Below are 14,543 nucleotides of genomic sequence, written 5' to 3'. Positions count from 1 at the left end.
AGAACATCATGGATACGCAAATGTTGATCGGTTCCCGCTTCGAAAAAGGCACGGAGACAGAAGAGCACATCCTGAACCCGAGGACCGGAGAGACGGTGATCGACCTCCCCGAGGCCTCGCTTTCCCAGGTCGATGCCGCCGTCGATGCCGCCGAACAAGCCTTCAAGAGGTGGTCGCAGACGACGCCTTCCGAACGCTCGAGTTACCTGCTGAAGATCGCCGACGCTATCGAGAAGGACGCCGCCGGTTTCGCCGCGCTGGAAGCGCTGAACTGCGGCAAGCCGATCAATTCAGTGCTGAACGATGAAATCCCGGCAATCGTCGATTGTTACCGCTTCTTCGCGGGGGCAGTGCGCAACCTGCACGGACCGGCCGCCGGCGAATACTTGCCCGGCCACACCTCGATGATCCGCCGTGATCCGATCGGCATCGTCGGCTCGATCGCGCCGTGGAACTATCCGTTGATGATGATGGCCTGGAAGCTGGCGCCGGCAATCGCGGGCGGCAACACCGTCGTCTTCAAACCCTCGGAACAGACGCCGCTGACAGCGCTGAAGATGGCGAAGCTGCTTTCCGACATCCTTCCCGAAGGCGTGGTCAACGTCATCCTCGGCCGCGGCGAAAGCGTCGGCAATGCGCTGATCAACCACGCCAAAGTCAACATGATCTCGATCACGGGCGATGTCGCCACCGGCAAGAAGGTGCTGCAGGCCGCCGCCAAGACCGTCAAGCGCACTCATCTGGAACTTGGCGGCAAGGCCCCGGTCATCGTCTTCGACGACGCCGATATCGATGCCGTCGTGTCAGGCATCCGCACCTTCGGTTATTACAATGCCGGTCAGGACTGCACCGCGGCCTGCCGCATCTATGCCGACGCCAAGGTCTACGACAATTTCGTTGCCGATCTCTCTTCGGCCGTCTCAAGCATCCGCTTCAACCAAGCCGACGATACCGAAAACGAGATCGGTCCGCTGATCTCCAGGCGCCAGCGTGACCGCGTCGAAAGTTTCGTCGCCCGCGCTTCCGAGCACAAGCACATGGAAATCACCACCGGCGGCAAGGTCTCCGGCGACAAAGGCTTCTTCTTCACGCCGACCGTCATTGCGGGCGCCTTGCAGGACGACGAGATCGTCCGCCGCGAGGTCTTCGGCCCGGTCGTCTCCGTCACCCGCTTCTCCGACGCTGACGATGCCATCGCTTGGGCGAACGACAGCGATTACGGCCTCGCCTCCTCGGTCTGGACCAGGGATATCGGCCGCGGCATGAAGACCGCCGGCCGCCTGCAATATGGCTGCACCTGGATCAACACGCATTTCATGCTGGTCAACGAGATGCCGCATGGCGGCCTCAAGCAGTCGGGTTACGGCAAGGACATGTCCGTCTATGCGCTGGAGGATTATACCGCCGTTCGCCATGTGATGATCAATCACGGCTGACCGGCGAAAACGTCAAGGATATGGAAGCCACGCCGACAGCAGGAACATCGTCCAATTTCGCGCGACGTGGAACAATTTCCCGGTTGCCGCGTCTTTTCAGACAAACGCAAAGGATGATGTCATGCTGAAATGGGCTCTGATATTCTTCGTTATTTCGATCATCGCCGGCTTCTTTGGCTTCTCCGGCGTCTCCGCCGCCACCGCGACCATCGCCCGCGTGCTCTTCGGTATTGCGCTGGTGATCTTCCTGATCTTCCTGGTTCTGGCGCTGATGGCCGGCCAGGCGGTCTTGTAAGCGGGCGCCGCCCAATCCGGAGCAATTCCGCGGCTCGGAAGAGCCGCGGCATGTTCATGGCGCGCAAAAGCCGGCAGCATTTGGCTACAGCATCGCCCTCAGCCAGGGATGCAGGCTGTTAGCCCGCCTTTTCAGCAGATTGTCGACCGATATCGAACCCGCTCCGGAAGCGGCGAGGACGAACATGCCGCCGGCAATCGCCAGGTCCTTCTCGAAATGCAAGAATTCGTTTTGGCTGGCAAAGTTCGTATGAAAGAGAAAGGCGGTCGCCAGGCAGAAGAGCGCCAGCGCCGTGGCACCCAGCCGACCGAGGAAACCCGCCGCAACGGAAATGCCGGCGCCGATTTGAAGAGCGATGGTGGCCAAGGCTACCGGCGCCGATATCCCTAAGTTCGCGAAGGTGTCGATGGTCGACGCGAGATCTGCCGCAAGAGACGAGCCTTCGTGCAGAAAAATCAGCGCCAGCAGAAGCCTGCCCAGAAGCAGAACGAGGTCGGCTGATCGGAACCGGCTTGCGATGCTCTTCATCATACCCTCCGCTTTGCAGAGCAGGTGGACTGGTCGTGTGGCCCCTGCGTTAATTCCGTCCCGTCTCCCGGGTGTTATGGGCTGGATCCTCCCGGTCGCCGGCTACGGCGCATTATAACAGGCTTGCACCGACATTGATCGCCAGCGCCAGGATCGTCGTGTTGAACAGGAACGACAGCACGGCATGCAGCAGTGTTAGCTTGCGCATGCTGGTCGAACTGACCGCGACATCCGCGGTCTGCGCGGCAACGCCGACGGTGAAGGAGAAATAGAGGAAGTCCCAATAGCCGGGCTCTTCGATGCCGTCGGGGAATTTGAGGCCGCTCTCTTCGTCCGCCCCGCCATAAAAATGATGGGCATAGTGGATGGTGAAAAGCGTATGCAGAAAAATCCACGAGATCAGAATCGTCAGCACCGCGGCACCCGCTCGCGTCAGCGCAACGTCAGGTGGCGCCTCCTTGATCGAATGAAGCTCGGTGCCGATGCCGACGATGCTCGCAAGCGCAGCACCGATCGAAAGGGCCAGCAAAACGGTATCCGAAAAATCGAGATCGGCGGCGCGTTTCCGGATCGATTCGACCGTCGCCCGCAGCATCTTGCGCCAGCTGAGCGCGACAAAAACAATGGCGCTGATATTCCAGCCGAACAAGATATTGCCGGCGCTGACCTCTCGCGAGGTCAGAGCCAAGAAGACCACAAGTCCGGCAACAGCGGCAATGATGAAGCTTGCGTGCTTGCGGGCAAGTGCCAAAGGCGACCTTGCCGCTTCCTCGTCCGCCATATCGGTCTCCGACAGCATATGTCATTGATAAGAGCATGAAAAAGGCGCGGTTGCCAGCCGGCATCCGCGCCTTCGATCGTTAGCGTGCTCTATCAGGCGGCAGCGAGCTGCAGTTCCTTCTGCACCATGGTGCGCAGCGTCGACAGGTCCTTGGCGAAGGCGCGGATGCCTTCCGCGAGCTTTTCCGTCGCCATCGCGTCTTCGTTCATCATCCAGCGGAAGGTCTTTTCGTCGACGGCGATTTTGGCAGCCGGCCTGACCGTTTCAGGCGACAGCTTGCGCTCGAGCTTGCCCTGGTCGTTTGAAAGGTCGTCGAGCAGGTTCGGAGCGATGGTCAGGCGATCGCAACCGGCCAGCGCTTCGATCTCGCCGGTATTGCGGAAGGACGCGCCCATGACGACCGTCTTGATGTCGTTGGCCTTGTAGTAGTTGTAGATGTCACGGACGGAGATGACGCCCGGATCCTCCTCGGCAGTGAAATCCTTGCCCGTCGACTTCTTGTACCAGTCGAGGATACGGCCGACGAAGGGCGAAATCAGGAAAACCTTGGCATCGGCGCAGGCGATCGCCTGCGCCTTGGAGAAGAGCAACGTCAGATTGCAGTCTATGCCTTCCTTCTGCAGGATTTCCGCTGCGCGAATGCCTTCCCAGGTAGACGCGAGCTTGATGAGGATACGGTCTTTCTCGATGCCGCGTTCCTTGTAGGCGGCAATGATGCTGCGTGCCTTGTTCAGCGATGCTTCGGTATCAAAGGACAGGTCGGCATCGACTTCCGTCGAAACGCGGCCGGGAACGAGCTTCACCAGGGCGGCGCCGACCGAGATGGCAAGGCGGTCGGCAACGGCTGCAGCGGCAACATTTGCATCGCCGCCGAGCTTCTTGCCCCAGGCGATCGCTTCCTTCATGTCGTCTGCGAACATTTCGGTACCGAGCGCCTTTAGGACGATGGATGGATTGGTCGTGCAGTCGACCGGCTTCAGGCGGGCGACTGCCTGAATATCGCCTGTATCGGCGACGACGGTGGTAATCTCGCGGAGTTGGTCAAGCTTGGATGTCATGGTTGGTGATCCTTATTGAATTCAAAGCGGACCGGCGCGACTTCCGCCCGGCAAAGAGATGATCTAGGGACAGATGTTTTGCATGCTGCGGGTGAATATACGCGCTTCCGTCACGGATGATTCATAAACGTGAGGGACAGTCGACGTGTTCCGGCCGCATGCAAACGGCTGCTCGAACGCAGGCGATACCGCCTGCGGCGCAAAGGCCGGTCGTGACTTTCGGCATGCCCGCACTATGTCCTCCTCGGACTGACAGGGACGACTTTGTGTCGCGAGGACTATCGCCGTTCGCGCAAGGAAAAGTCAAGGACATTTGTGCATTCTGATTGACATAAGTGTCACACCCGTCATTATCCCGGCAGCAAACGCATAGGCGCAGCCTTTCGTCCCATCAGGGATTTAGGCGAAAATCCTGCGGGAGGAGACGTGGTCAAGCTCAAACGCGGCACCCATACCGCCTATTCCGAGGCATCCTCGCTGCGGCTGAGGGCTGCATGGCTCTATTACAATGAGGGCCTGACCCAGAAAGACGTCGCCGAACAGCTCGGCATCAGCCGAACGACGGTGATCCGCCTGCTCGACGAGTCGATGAAACGCAGCGAAGTCCAGATCTGGATCAACGATTCGATCGGCGATTGCGTCGAGCTTTCGGTCAAGCTGGAGCGTGCCTATGGCCTCGACGAAGCGATCGTCGTGCCTGCGCCGGTTCATGGCGATGTCGATTCACTGGCAAAGAACGTCGGCTTGGCGCTTGGCCAGTTCCTCTCCGAAGCCATTCCCGACGACTACACGATCGGTGTCGGCTGGGGCCGCACCATGACCGCCTCGCTGGCGAGCTTCCGGCCGCCACGCCGCGCCAATTGCAAGGTCGTTTCGCTGCTCGGCGGCATCGTTGCCGTGCACCAGACGAACCCGATCGATTACACCTGGCGGCTGGCCAATCAGCTCGGCGCCGAATGCTACATGTTCCTGGCGCCGCTTCTCGTCGATTCCATCGAAACCAAACGCAATCTGATAGACAAATGCGGATTGGACACGATCTACCGCCTCGCCGAGAACCTCGATCTCGCGATCGTCAGCTGCGGTGATATCGGGCCGCACTCGACCTCGCTATCGGAAGGCTGGATATCGAAGGCCGAGTTGCAGGAACTGATCAATGCCGGCTGCGTCTGCGACACCATGTTCAACTTCCTCGACAGGAACGGAAATTCGGTCGATCACTCGATCAACCAGCGGGTGATGTCCGTCGATCTCGACATGCTGAAAGAGGCCAAGCACATCGTGCTTTCCTCCGGCGGCGCCCACCGGGCCACCGCCATCCGCGCCACGATCAAACGCATCGGCTGCAACACGCTGATCACCGATGAAGGTGCGGCGCAAGCATTGCTGGAACTTGCCGAACAGGCCTAAAAGGCGCCGCGATCTTGGAGATTGGCATGCCGTGCTTTTTGCTGGTCATGCTTTACGCATGCGCCGATTCCCAACCGAGCATGGCGCGTTTGCGGGTGAGGCCCCAGTGATAACCCGTCAGCGCACCGTTCTTGCCGAGCGCGCGGTGGCAGGGCACCACGAAGGAGATCGGGTTCGCCCCCACCGCCGCGCCGACAGCGCGCTGCGCCGTCGGCCGGCCGATATCGTTGGCGATGTCGGAATAGGTGACCGCCTTGCCGAACGGTATCTTCATGAGGCTCTGCCAGACACGCACCTGGAAATCCGTGCCGATCAGCACGACACGGAGCGGCTGCTCGGAAGACCACTTTCCGGGTTGGAAGATGCGGGCGGCATAGGGCATCGTCGCCTGCAGGTCTTCGATGTATTCGGCATTCGGCCAGCGGCAGGTCATGTCCTCGAGGCAAGCCCTTTCACCGCCGGAATCGCTGAAGGCAAGGCCGGCAAGACCGCGATCGGTCACCATGATCAACGCCACGCCGAAGGGGCAGATGTGGAAGCCGTAGCGGATGGCGAGGCCGCCCCCTTTTGCCTTCCATTCGCCCGGCGACATCGCCTCATGGGTCACGAACAGGTCGTGCAGACGGCTCGGCCCGGAGAGGCCGACTTCGATCGATGTCTCGAGCAACGGCATGTCTTCCTTACGCAGCAGCCGCTTGGCGTGGTCGAGCGTCACCGCCTGCAGGAAACCTTTCGGCGAGAGGCCAGCCCAGCGGGTGAAGGTCTTCTGCAGTTGTGTCGGCGACTGGTTGAGCCTAGCGGCGATCGCCTCCAGTGACGGCTGGTCGCGGTAATCCTCGGTGATGAGTTCGATGACCCGACGAACGATATCGTAATCAGGGCCGTCAGGCGTGATGTCGGTCTGCGGGTTCGCGATCATATCCATGGTCTTTCTCCTTGTCACAAGGAGATAATCAATAGGCCGGGGCTAAACCACCCGATTCTTGCGCGCTCGCCTGATACGCTCAGATACGCTGTTTGACTGTGGCGAGCGCGCCCTTGAAGGCCTTGGCGAAGCTTTCACGATCGTCAGGATTGAGGAAGGAGCCGATATCGGTGCGCCGGCCTTCGCCGAAAATATGCATCGAGAGGATGCCGATCTCCTGATGCCTGCGAACGAGGAACCGCGCCCAGAACGGGTTGAAATGATGCTCCACCATCCGCCCCGATGGGGCAAACTTGCGCACCGATACGTCCGTGCGCGAGACGGTGACCTGTTCGCGCACCCGCCCGGACCGGTAATTCAGCCAGAAGGCGCCGTAGAGAAGCGCGAAATCCAAGCCGAAGAACAAGCCGATCGGCCAGGCGCCGGTGGCGATGAAGAACATCCCATAGAGGAAGCAGACGGCGCCGGACAGAATGAGCAGCACCTTGAAGCCCCGGCGGCCGAGCGACCGGTGTGGGAAGAGCTCGGCGGCGAAAACAGGCTGCTCGCTAGAGCTGTTGGCGTTGCTTTCCATCATGGCCGCTGAGTATAGAGTTTCCATGGCGAATCCGAAAATCAAATCCCCGCCGCAAGGCACGAATGTGATCACCCGCCGCAAACCGGTGGCGGCGGTCAAAACCGCCTATTCGCAGGCCGAGCGCGAGGAAATCTTCCGTCGCTTTTCGGTGCAGCGACCCGAGCCGCGGGGCGAGCTGGAGCATACCAACCCGTTCACCCTCGTCGTGGCGGTGGCTCTCTCCGCCCAGGCCACCGATGCCGGTGTCAACAAGGCGACGCGAGCGCTTTTCAAGGTGGCCGATACGCCGCAGAAAATGCTCGATCTCGGCGAGGACAAGCTTCGCGATTACATCAAGACAATCGGCCTTTACCGCAACAAGGCAAAAAACGTCATCGCGCTCTCGCAAATGCTGGTCGACGACTTCGCCGGCAAGGTGCCGGAAACGCGCGAGGAACTGGTGCGCCTGCCGGGTGTCGGCCGCAAGACTGCCAATGTCGTGCTGTCGATGGCCTTTGGCCAGGCCACCATGGCCGTCGATACGCACATCTTCCGGATCGCCAATCGCATCAGGCTTGCTCCCGGCAAGACGCCTGATGAAGTCGAAGCACGATTGATGAAAGTGGTGCCGAAACACTATCTCTATCACGCCCATCACTGGCTGATCCTGCACGGGCGCTACACCTGCAAGGCACGCCGCCCCGAATGCGAGCGCTGCGTCATCGCCGATATTTGCAAATCGCCGGAGAAGAGTTCGGATGTGCCGGCCCCGCTGATCGAGCTACCGCCGCAGGTGATCGGCGAGGCTGTCGAGTAGAACAGTGATCGCCCGCTCGTAACTCCGCCGTTCGGCGCCCGCCTCGATCGCAATTGCCGCGCGGTCGAAGCCCGCCGATAGCAGCAATGTCAGAGGCTCAAGCGTAGCGCCAGCTCTCGGAAGCATGGCTGCAAGTCCTGTCCGCAAAGTCCTTTCCGCGTTGTCGGCATCGATCGCCTGGCTCGCCGGCAGACCGAGAACGGCAGGAGCGTCGATCAATAGCAGCCGCGTGCGGCCCTCCGCCATCATTGCGTCGAAATAGGCCGAAACGCCGGCAATCAGCGCGTCGCGCGGCGTATCATCGGACACCGAAGATGCCGCGATTGCTTCGGCGATTGTGCGCGCCTCGACTTCGACAACCGCGCGAAAGAGCGCCTTCTTGTCTTCGAAATGATGATAGAGCGCTCCGCGTGTCACACCCGCCGCCGCTGCGATCTCCGGCGTCGCCGTTTCGGCATACCCTCTATCGACGAAGAGGCGTCGTCCGGCATCGATCAGCGCCCCTCTTGTCTGTTCCGTTCTTTCGCGATTGCTGCGGCTCATCTCCCCCATTTACATACAAACAGACTGTATGTTAAGAATAAAAACATACAGTCTGTCTGTATCTTGGAGGAAAAGGATGAAATCGACGAGCTATTATCCTGTCATTATGACCGACGACGTCGTCGGTTCCGCCCGCTTCTATTGCGCGCATTTCGGCTTCGGGGCATTGTTCGAGAGCGAGTGGTACGTTCATCTGCAATCGACCGAGGCGGAGCATGTCGCGCTCGCAATCCTCGACGGCAGCCACGAAACCATCCCGGCTGCGGCTCGCGGCAAAGTGTCCGGACTGCTCCTCAATTTCGAGGTTGCCGATGTCGATGCGGTCTACGCGGCCTGCAACAGCGCAAACCTTCCGATCCTGCAGGAGATCCGCGACGAGGATTTCGGCCAGCGGCATTTCATCACCGCCGATCCGAACGGCGTGCTGATCGACATCATCACGCCGATCCCGCCGAGCGCCGAATTTGCGCCAATGTACGAGACATCAGCCTTACCGGGTTGATCCTCAGGCGCGAAAACCGGCGTCCTTTGCCGATATCAGCTTGTGCAGATGCACCATCATGCCCGCGGCAAAGAGAGGCGTCAGCAGGTTGACCGCGGGGATCGCCAGAAAGAGCGCGATCACCAGCCCGCCGAGAAAGACCGTCGGCGCATGTTTGGCACGGAAGAGCCGCGCTTCATGCGGCGAACGGAAGCGCATGGCGGCGAATTCAAAGAATTCCCGTCCGAGCAAATAGCCGTTCACCAGAAAGAAAGCGACCAGATTGACGCCGGGAATGAACAGCAACAACAACGCCACGATATTGCCGAGGATCACCACCCCCAGGAATTTGATCGAGCTCGCCATCGCCGGGCCGAGCGGCATGGCGGCGCCCGGCGCGTCGCCGGGATAGTCACGTTTTTCGATAACGTCGGCGACATCGTCGAGGAAAAGGCCCGCAATCAGCGCCGTGACGGGCGAAAGCAGCAACGCCAGCACGAGCGCAAGGCCGACCCCGGCAAGGATTGCGACGATCAGAGCAAACCATCCCGCCCAATCCGGCATATCGGGAAAGAAACTGGTGAGCCAGGGAAAGAGGAAGGCCATGAAGGCCCCGCGTAGCGCGAACCAGAGGCCGACGAGCACGAGAAGCGTCAGGCCGAGCACCTTCCAGAAGACCAAGCGCGTCTCCGGCGCGAACAGATTGGCGAGCGAAAGGCGTGCGGCATCAAGAATCATTTCTTCAGCGTCTCCGGTTGCGCAGAAGATGTAGGAAAGGCGAATGCCACCGGCAAGAGAGAATAAAATTGCAGGCTTTAATAGAAACTTGTCGCAATATTAGAACGAATATAATATTATGAGACGCAGAAATACGCATGGGCCTGAGAAGCAGCTTCCGACAATAGTTGCCAAGACAAGGGATTGCGATAGCGCATCCACGGAACGCCTCTGAGGAAATACGGGGAGGCTGATGTGGAAGACTTTGTACACAAACTCAGGCAATACGTAAAAAGCGGCACACCGGCCGAGCGTCGAATTGCGAAATATTTCTCCGAGCACCTGAACGACCTGCCGTTTGAGACGGCAGCATCTGTCGCCGACAGGCTGGACCTCTCGCCGATGACCGTCGGGCGCTTCCTGCGCGCGCTCGGCTATCAGGGTTTGGACAGCGTCAAGGTGGAAATTCGCGAGACCGTGACGACATCGCCGGCGCAGTTGCAGAGCGCCATGAGCGAACTGCATGCGGACGCCGCGGAGGGCAAGCCGCTTGCCGTGCTGGTTGCCGAGCAGATCCAGGCCCTGCATCACATCTATCATCTGACGGCGCAGCCGCTTTGGGCCGAAGCCGTCCGCCTGATCAGCACGGCCCGCGAAGTATCGATCGCCACGCATGCGCGGCTCGCAAGCCTTGCCAATCATTTCTCCCAGCGGCTGACGCAGGCCCGCGATGGCGTCCGCACGCTCGATGCCACCGACAACCGTTTTGCCGAACTCTTCGCCCGGCAGGCCGTCGACGACGCTTTGCTCGTCATCATCGACTGCCGCCGTTTCGCCAAGGCACGGCTGCTTGCCAGAACCGCGCGCCGCTACGGCTACAAGGTCGTGCTGATTTCGCCTCAGCAAGCAGACTGGATGGCAGATCAGTCAAACGTCATGCTGTCCTTGCCGCCGGCACGCGCTCCCGATCTCGACAACCTTCCGCCGCTGATCGCGCTGCTCGATTGCCTTTCGGAATCCGTCATTCTCGAAGTCGGAGAGGAGGCAGCGCTGCGTCGCCGCCGCATGCTGGAATTTGCGACCGTCCTCGGTGAAACCGCGAACCACTAGATGTGAGCTTTCAGAACATCGCTTCCAGCTCGGCACGGTGCCGATGCATGGCCAGAAGACGGCGATAATCGCGGTCGTAAAGCGCCTGTTTCGCTTTGTCGGGAAGCCGTTCGACGCCGCCCCGATACATCGCCTCGCCGGCTGCCGCCAAATCCTCGTGCAGGCCGCAGGCGACGGATGCCGCAATCGCCGTACCGAGCAGCACCGCCTCGTTCATCTTCGGCACCACGACCTTGCAGCCGGTGGCGTCGCTATAGAGTTCCATCAGCACCGGGTTCTTCACGTGTCCGCCGGCGATATGCAGCGTATCGGGCACGTAGCCGTAGTCCTTCATCGTCTCCAGGATATGGCGGATGCCGAGAGCGATCGCGACGGCAGACCGCCAATAGAGCGCGCAAAGCCCGTCGAAGGAAGTGTCGAGCGTCAGCCCGCTGATCACGCCGACGGCATGCGGATCGGCAAGCGGCGAGCGATTGCCGTGAAAGTCCGGCAGCACAAAAATACGCTCGCCGAAAGCGTCGCCCTCCTCTGCCCGCAATTCGGCGATGCGCGCGACGATCTTCTGGTGCAATGCCGCTGTCGGCTCACCGCCGGCCGCATGCATGCGCACGATATGGTCGAGCAGCGCACCGGTCGCCGATTGCCCCGCTTCCACCAGCCAGGACTGCGGGAAGACAACCTCATAATAAGGCCCCCACATGCCGTGGCTTGGCTTGCACTCCCGCGAGAAGGCGACGACGCAGCTCGACGTGCCGGCGATCAGTGCCAGCTGGCGCTCACGTGTTACGGGATCGGCGGCATAACCGCCGAGCGCCCCAAGCGCGCCGGCATAAGCGTCGATCATTCCCGCGGAGACATGGCACTCCGTAGTCAGCCCGAGCGCCTCGGCCGCATCAGCCGTCAGCCGGCCTATACTGCCGCCGACCGGCACAGTCTCATCCGGCAGCCGGCCGCGAGTCTGAAGATCATCGAGCCCGATCCGCTGCAGGAAATCCTGCTGCCATCCCTTTTCGAGATGGGCGAGATAATTCCATTTTGCCGTCAGCGTGCAACGAGAACGGGCGGTCGACCCAGTTGATTTCCAGGTCATGAAATCAGCAAGGTCGAAGAAATAGCCCGCCCTTTCCCACGTCGCCGGCAGCTTCTTCTTCAGCCACATCAGCTTCGGCATTTCCATTTCCGGCGACATGACGTGGCCGGAATGTTCAAGCACACTGTGCTCCGTCGCCGTGCAGAAGTCGGCTTCCTTCAGCGCGCGATGATCGAGCCACACGATGGTGTCGAAACGCCGCTCGCCGGTTGTGGACACGCTGATCGGCCGGCCTTCGACGTCGCGGACCACGAGCGAACAGGTAGCGTCGAAGCCGATTGCTCCGACCGAGGCGGCGGCAATACCGGATTGCTCCATCGCCCGGCGCACCGCGGTGCAGGCGGCCGACCAGATGTCTTCGGAATCGTGCTCGGCGTGGTTTTCACGCGGCCGGTTCATGACAATCGGATGTTCAGCCTTGGCCAGCAGATGGCCGCCGGCATCGAAGACGCCGGCGCGCGCGCTGCCGGTGCCGACATCCACCGCAACCACATGATCACGCATCAAATTGCAGTCCCGTCCAGCTTATGGTTGCGGACAAGGTGTATCAATTCCGGCATGGCGTCAAACACGACATCAGGCGAAAGCCGGTCAAGTTCGGCGCGGTATCCGGCGAAATTCGCATGCGATCCGCCGGTGAAGGCAAAGACGGTCATGCCCGCCGCCTTGGCGGCGGCAATGCCGGCCGGACTGTCCTCGATGACGAGGCAGGATCCCGGCTCGACATGCATTTGCCGTGCCGCGTGGAGGAAGAGATCGGGCGCCGGTTTCCCGCGCTTGACCATCGTCGCGCTGAAGATGTCGGGCAGCCTGTCGAGAAGTCCGGTGACGGACAGCGACAACCGGATTCGCTCCATCTGGCTTGATGAAGCGACACAACAGGGAATGCCAAGTCCGTCGATCGTCGCCGCGATGCCGTCTATCGGCTTCAGCTCCGTGCGAAACCGCGCGTAGAGATCAGTGCGAATGCGCTCCAGGAATTCTTCGCCGGCGTGAATATTGAACTCGGTTTCCAGCGTATCGATGAGGGTTGCCAGGCTGCGTCCGAGGAAGCGCTCATAGGCCTGGTCTTCGGTAATCGAAACGCCGAGATCACTCATCGCCCTGACGAGCACGCTGATCGAGATGGGCTCGCTGTCGACGAGCACGCCGTCGCAATCGAAAATGACCAGCCGTGGTTCAGCATCAGCCATGAAAAAACCCAACCTGACTTCAATTCGGACGCATGATCGTCCCGCGCCGCTTGCAAGGCGAGATGGATGGCGCCAGCCGATGCCGCCATCCGCATTCCCCTTACACTGCGAGCTTGCCGTCGAGATAGAGCTGCAGCGTTTCCCGCGTGCCCTTTTCCCACAAGGTTTTAAGAGCATGAGCAAAACGTTTGCGGAAAAGATCCGATTTCGCCACCTCGCCGAAAATATCATCGAAGCCGAGGAAGGCGGACGGATCGGCCTTTGCCTTCAGCGCCGCTGTGTGCAGGCGCTCGGCGCTGGCGTCGTTGAAGACGATATCCTTGCCGCTGTCGGTCTTGCCGGCGAAATAACGGCACCAAAGCGCCGAGACCAGCGCCAGGCCGATGACATCTCTGCCCTGGCGCAGATTGTCGAGCGTCGACGGCAGGATGAATTTCGGTTGGCGATTCGAGCCATCCTGCGCCAGACGCGGGATGGTATCGGCGATCTTCGGATTGAGAAGCCGATGTTCGATGAGGGCGAAATAATCCGTCAGCGAGGTGTTTGGCACCGGCGGCACGATCGGAATGATTTCGTCTGTCTCCAGCTTGGCCAGGAACGCCCGGATCAGCGGATCTTCCATGGCATCATGCACGAAATGAATGTCCATCAGCGCCGCCGGATAGGCGATCGCGGCATGCCCGCCGTTCAGGATACGGATCTTCATATGCTCGTAAGGCGTAACATCAGGAACGAAGGTGACGCCGACCTTTTCCAAGGCCGGGCGGCCGGCCGTGAACTTGTCTTCGAGCACCCACTGCTTGAATTCTTCGCAATAAACCGGCCAATTATCCTCAATGCCGAAATTGTCCCTGAGGAAATCGATCTCCCGCTGGCCGGTCGCCGGCGTAATTCGGTCGACCATCGCGTTTGGAAAGGCAACATTAGCCCTGATCCAGTCGGCAAGGGCGGCATCCGAAAGTGCTGCAGTGCCGATCACGGCATTGGCGGTGACGACGCCATTATGGGGAATGTTGTCGCAGGACATCACGGTGAAAGGTCCGATGCCCTTGTCCTTGCGCGCCTTGAGGCCAGCGACGATCAGACCGAAAACCGTCTTCGGCGCACCGGGATTTTGTCCATCGGCGGCGATAGCAGGATGGGCCGGATTGAACGTGCCTGAAGCATCGATGAAATAACCGCCCTCGGTGATCGTCAGCGAGACGATGCGTATCTCGGGATCGGCAAGCCTGGCGATGATGGCGGCAGGATCGCCGACCGGCAGAATGTCGATCATCGGGGCGGTGACACGCGCCGCCGTCTTGTTGTTGTCCTGCTCCACCACCGTCGTCAAGAAATCCTGCGCCGCAAGCTTCTCGCGCATGGCGGCATCCGATGGCAGAACGCCGGCACCGACAATTGCCCAGTCGTGATCGGCGCCCTGGTTGAAGAGATCGTCGAGATAGATCGCCTGATGCGCGCGGTGGAAATTGCCGACGCCGAAGTGCACGATGCCGGCTTTCAGCGACGCCCTGTCATACGAAGGGATGGCGGCAGTGCGCGCCGCATCCGAAAGCGTTGCCAGCGATAGTTTGCACGTCATGTTTCAGTCCTCTAGAAGGTC

Annotated in this window: 16 protein-coding genes; 6 read left to right on the top strand and 10 right to left on the bottom strand. The window is 60.5% G+C overall.

Translation table 11 applies throughout. From position 1 onward, the window contains the following. Positions 1 to 8 precede the first annotated feature (8 nt). Complete coding sequence (locus tag CO660_RS02195; protein ID WP_097597181.1) at positions 9 to 1,436, top strand: gamma-aminobutyraldehyde dehydrogenase; 1,428 nt, start codon at positions 9 to 11, stop codon at positions 1,434 to 1,436. Positions 1,437 to 1,557: 121 nt separating this feature from the next. Next, on the top strand, positions 1,558 to 1,731 hold the full coding sequence (locus tag CO660_RS02190; RefSeq protein WP_004678026.1) for a DUF1328 domain-containing protein: 174 nt from the start codon (positions 1,558 to 1,560) through the stop codon (positions 1,729 to 1,731). Between the two features lie 84 nt (positions 1,732 to 1,815). Here the strand turns inward: CO660_RS02190 and CO660_RS02185 are convergent, their stop codons facing one another. The 3 genes from CO660_RS02185 to tal form a co-directional block, all read right to left on the bottom strand. Next, a complete protein-coding gene (locus tag CO660_RS02185; RefSeq protein ID WP_176536214.1) occupies positions 1,816 to 2,262 on the bottom strand; it encodes a DoxX family protein in 447 nt (148 codons plus the stop codon). A 109-nt stretch (positions 2,263 to 2,371) separates the two neighbouring features. After that, positions 2,372 to 3,040, bottom strand: a complete 669-nt coding sequence (locus CO660_RS02180; RefSeq protein WP_097597179.1) for a DUF1345 domain-containing protein — start codon at positions 3,038 to 3,040, stop codon at positions 2,372 to 2,374. A gap of 92 nt (positions 3,041 to 3,132) precedes the next feature. Then, positions 3,133 to 4,098 carry a transaldolase gene (tal, locus tag CO660_RS02175; protein ID WP_097597178.1) on the bottom strand — a complete coding sequence of 322 codons (966 nt, stop codon included), beginning with the start codon at positions 4,096 to 4,098 and terminating at the stop codon, positions 3,133 to 3,135. A 426-nt stretch (positions 4,099 to 4,524) separates the two neighbouring features. Between tal and CO660_RS02170 the strand changes: the two genes are divergently transcribed. Next, positions 4,525 to 5,508, top strand: coding sequence for a sugar-binding transcriptional regulator (locus CO660_RS02170; RefSeq protein ID WP_097597177.1), 984 nt, complete (start codon positions 4,525 to 4,527; stop codon positions 5,506 to 5,508). 52 nt (positions 5,509 to 5,560) lie between these two features. Here CO660_RS02170 and CO660_RS02165 read toward each other — a convergent pair whose 3' ends face one another. Next, the gene (locus CO660_RS02165) at positions 5,561 to 6,433 is read right to left on the bottom strand and encodes a bifunctional helix-turn-helix domain-containing protein/methylated-DNA--[protein]-cysteine S-methyltransferase (protein WP_097597176.1); all 873 of its coding nucleotides are present in this window, start codon (positions 6,431 to 6,433) and stop codon (positions 5,561 to 5,563) included. 79 nt (positions 6,434 to 6,512) lie between these two features. Then, a complete protein-coding gene (locus CO660_RS02160; protein ID WP_097597175.1) occupies positions 6,513 to 7,010 on the bottom strand; it encodes a DUF2244 domain-containing protein in 498 nt (165 codons plus the stop codon). Between CO660_RS02160 and nth the strand changes: the two genes are divergently transcribed. Continuing rightward, positions 7,009 to 7,806 carry an endonuclease III gene (gene nth / locus CO660_RS02155; RefSeq protein ID WP_176536213.1) on the top strand — a complete coding sequence of 266 codons (798 nt, stop codon included), beginning with the start codon at positions 7,009 to 7,011 and terminating at the stop codon, positions 7,804 to 7,806. The genes CO660_RS02160 and nth overlap by 2 nt on opposite strands. Here the strand turns inward: nth and CO660_RS02150 are convergent. Next, a complete protein-coding gene (locus CO660_RS02150; RefSeq protein ID WP_097597173.1) occupies positions 7,771 to 8,349 on the bottom strand; it encodes a TetR/AcrR family transcriptional regulator in 579 nt (192 codons plus the stop codon). The two genes, nth and CO660_RS02150, sit on opposite strands and share 36 nt — an antisense overlap. A gap of 76 nt (positions 8,350 to 8,425) precedes the next feature. Here CO660_RS02150 and CO660_RS02145 point away from each other — a divergent pair, with 76 nt between their 5' ends. Then, positions 8,426 to 8,851 carry a VOC family protein gene (locus tag CO660_RS02145; RefSeq protein WP_097597172.1) on the top strand — a complete coding sequence of 142 codons (426 nt, stop codon included), beginning with the start codon at positions 8,426 to 8,428 and terminating at the stop codon, positions 8,849 to 8,851. 3 nt (positions 8,852 to 8,854) lie between these two features. On the opposite strand, the gene CO660_RS02140 is transcribed toward CO660_RS02145, so the two are convergent. Further along, positions 8,855 to 9,568 carry a sulfate transporter family protein gene (locus CO660_RS02140; RefSeq protein ID WP_097597171.1) on the bottom strand — a complete coding sequence of 238 codons (714 nt, stop codon included), beginning with the start codon at positions 9,566 to 9,568 and terminating at the stop codon, positions 8,855 to 8,857. A 234-nt stretch (positions 9,569 to 9,802) separates the two neighbouring features. Between CO660_RS02140 and CO660_RS02135 the strand changes: the two genes are divergently transcribed. Then, entirely contained in the window at positions 9,803 to 10,657 is an 855-nt protein-coding gene (locus tag CO660_RS02135; RefSeq protein ID WP_085779547.1) for a MurR/RpiR family transcriptional regulator, read from the top strand. A gap of 10 nt (positions 10,658 to 10,667) precedes the next feature. On the opposite strand, the gene CO660_RS02130 is transcribed toward CO660_RS02135, so the two are convergent. The 3 genes from CO660_RS02130 to CO660_RS02120 all read right to left on the bottom strand — a co-directional run bounded on the left by CO660_RS02130 (position 10,668) and on the right by CO660_RS02120 (position 14,522). Next, entirely contained in the window at positions 10,668 to 12,251 is a 1,584-nt protein-coding gene (locus tag CO660_RS02130) for an FGGY-family carbohydrate kinase (protein ID WP_097597170.1), read from the bottom strand. After that, a complete protein-coding gene (locus CO660_RS02125; protein ID WP_097597432.1) occupies positions 12,251 to 12,940 on the bottom strand; it encodes an HAD family hydrolase in 690 nt (229 codons plus the stop codon). The genes CO660_RS02130 and CO660_RS02125 overlap by 1 nt, the downstream gene beginning before the upstream one ends. Before the next feature lie 100 nt (positions 12,941 to 13,040). Continuing rightward, a complete protein-coding gene (locus tag CO660_RS02120) occupies positions 13,041 to 14,522 on the bottom strand; it encodes a mannitol dehydrogenase family protein (protein ID WP_097597169.1) in 1,482 nt (493 codons plus the stop codon). Between the last annotated feature and the right edge of the window lie 21 nt (positions 14,523 to 14,543).

This window comes from Rhizobium sp. L9 (assembly GCF_002531885.1).
In the GTDB taxonomy this organism is placed as follows: Bacteria; Pseudomonadota; Alphaproteobacteria; order Rhizobiales; family Rhizobiaceae; genus Rhizobium.
This window is presented reverse-complemented; position numbering and strand designations above follow the sequence as displayed.

Excerpts from the sequence above, each read along its gene's own strand:
- CO660_RS02165 (WP_097597176.1), bottom strand. The coding sequence starts at position 6,433 with ATGGATATGATCGCGAACCCGCAGACCGACATCACGCCTGACGGCCCT.
- CO660_RS02180 (WP_097597179.1), bottom strand. The coding sequence starts at position 3,040 with ATGGCGGACGAGGAAGCGGCAAGGTCGCCTTTGGCACTTGCCCGCAAG.
- CO660_RS02195 (WP_097597181.1), top strand. The coding sequence starts at position 9 with ATGGATACGCAAATGTTGATCGGTTCCCGCTTCGAAAAAGGCACGGAG.
- nth (WP_176536213.1), top strand. The coding sequence starts at position 7,009 with ATGGCCGCTGAGTATAGAGTTTCCATGGCGAATCCGAAAATCAAATCC.
- CO660_RS02120 (WP_097597169.1), bottom strand. The coding sequence starts at position 14,522 with ATGACGTGCAAACTATCGCTGGCAACGCTTTCGGATGCGGCGCGCACT.
- CO660_RS02140 (WP_097597171.1), bottom strand. The coding sequence starts at position 9,568 with ATGATTCTTGATGCCGCACGCCTTTCGCTCGCCAATCTGTTCGCGCCG.
- tal (WP_097597178.1), bottom strand. The coding sequence starts at position 4,098 with ATGACATCCAAGCTTGACCAACTCCGCGAGATTACCACCGTCGTCGCC.
- CO660_RS02160 (WP_097597175.1), bottom strand. The coding sequence starts at position 7,010 with ATGATGGAAAGCAACGCCAACAGCTCTAGCGAGCAGCCTGTTTTCGCC.
- CO660_RS02150 (WP_097597173.1), bottom strand. The coding sequence starts at position 8,349 with ATGAGCCGCAGCAATCGCGAAAGAACGGAACAGACAAGAGGGGCGCTG.
- CO660_RS02185 (WP_176536214.1), bottom strand. The coding sequence starts at position 2,262 with ATGATGAAGAGCATCGCAAGCCGGTTCCGATCAGCCGACCTCGTTCTG.
- CO660_RS02125 (WP_097597432.1), bottom strand. The coding sequence starts at position 12,940 with ATGGCTGATGCTGAACCACGGCTGGTCATTTTCGATTGCGACGGCGTG.
- CO660_RS02145 (WP_097597172.1), top strand. The coding sequence starts at position 8,426 with ATGAAATCGACGAGCTATTATCCTGTCATTATGACCGACGACGTCGTC.
- CO660_RS02190 (WP_004678026.1), top strand. The coding sequence starts at position 1,558 with ATGCTGAAATGGGCTCTGATATTCTTCGTTATTTCGATCATCGCCGGC.
- CO660_RS02130 (WP_097597170.1), bottom strand. The coding sequence starts at position 12,251 with ATGCGTGATCATGTGGTTGCGGTGGATGTCGGCACCGGCAGCGCGCGC.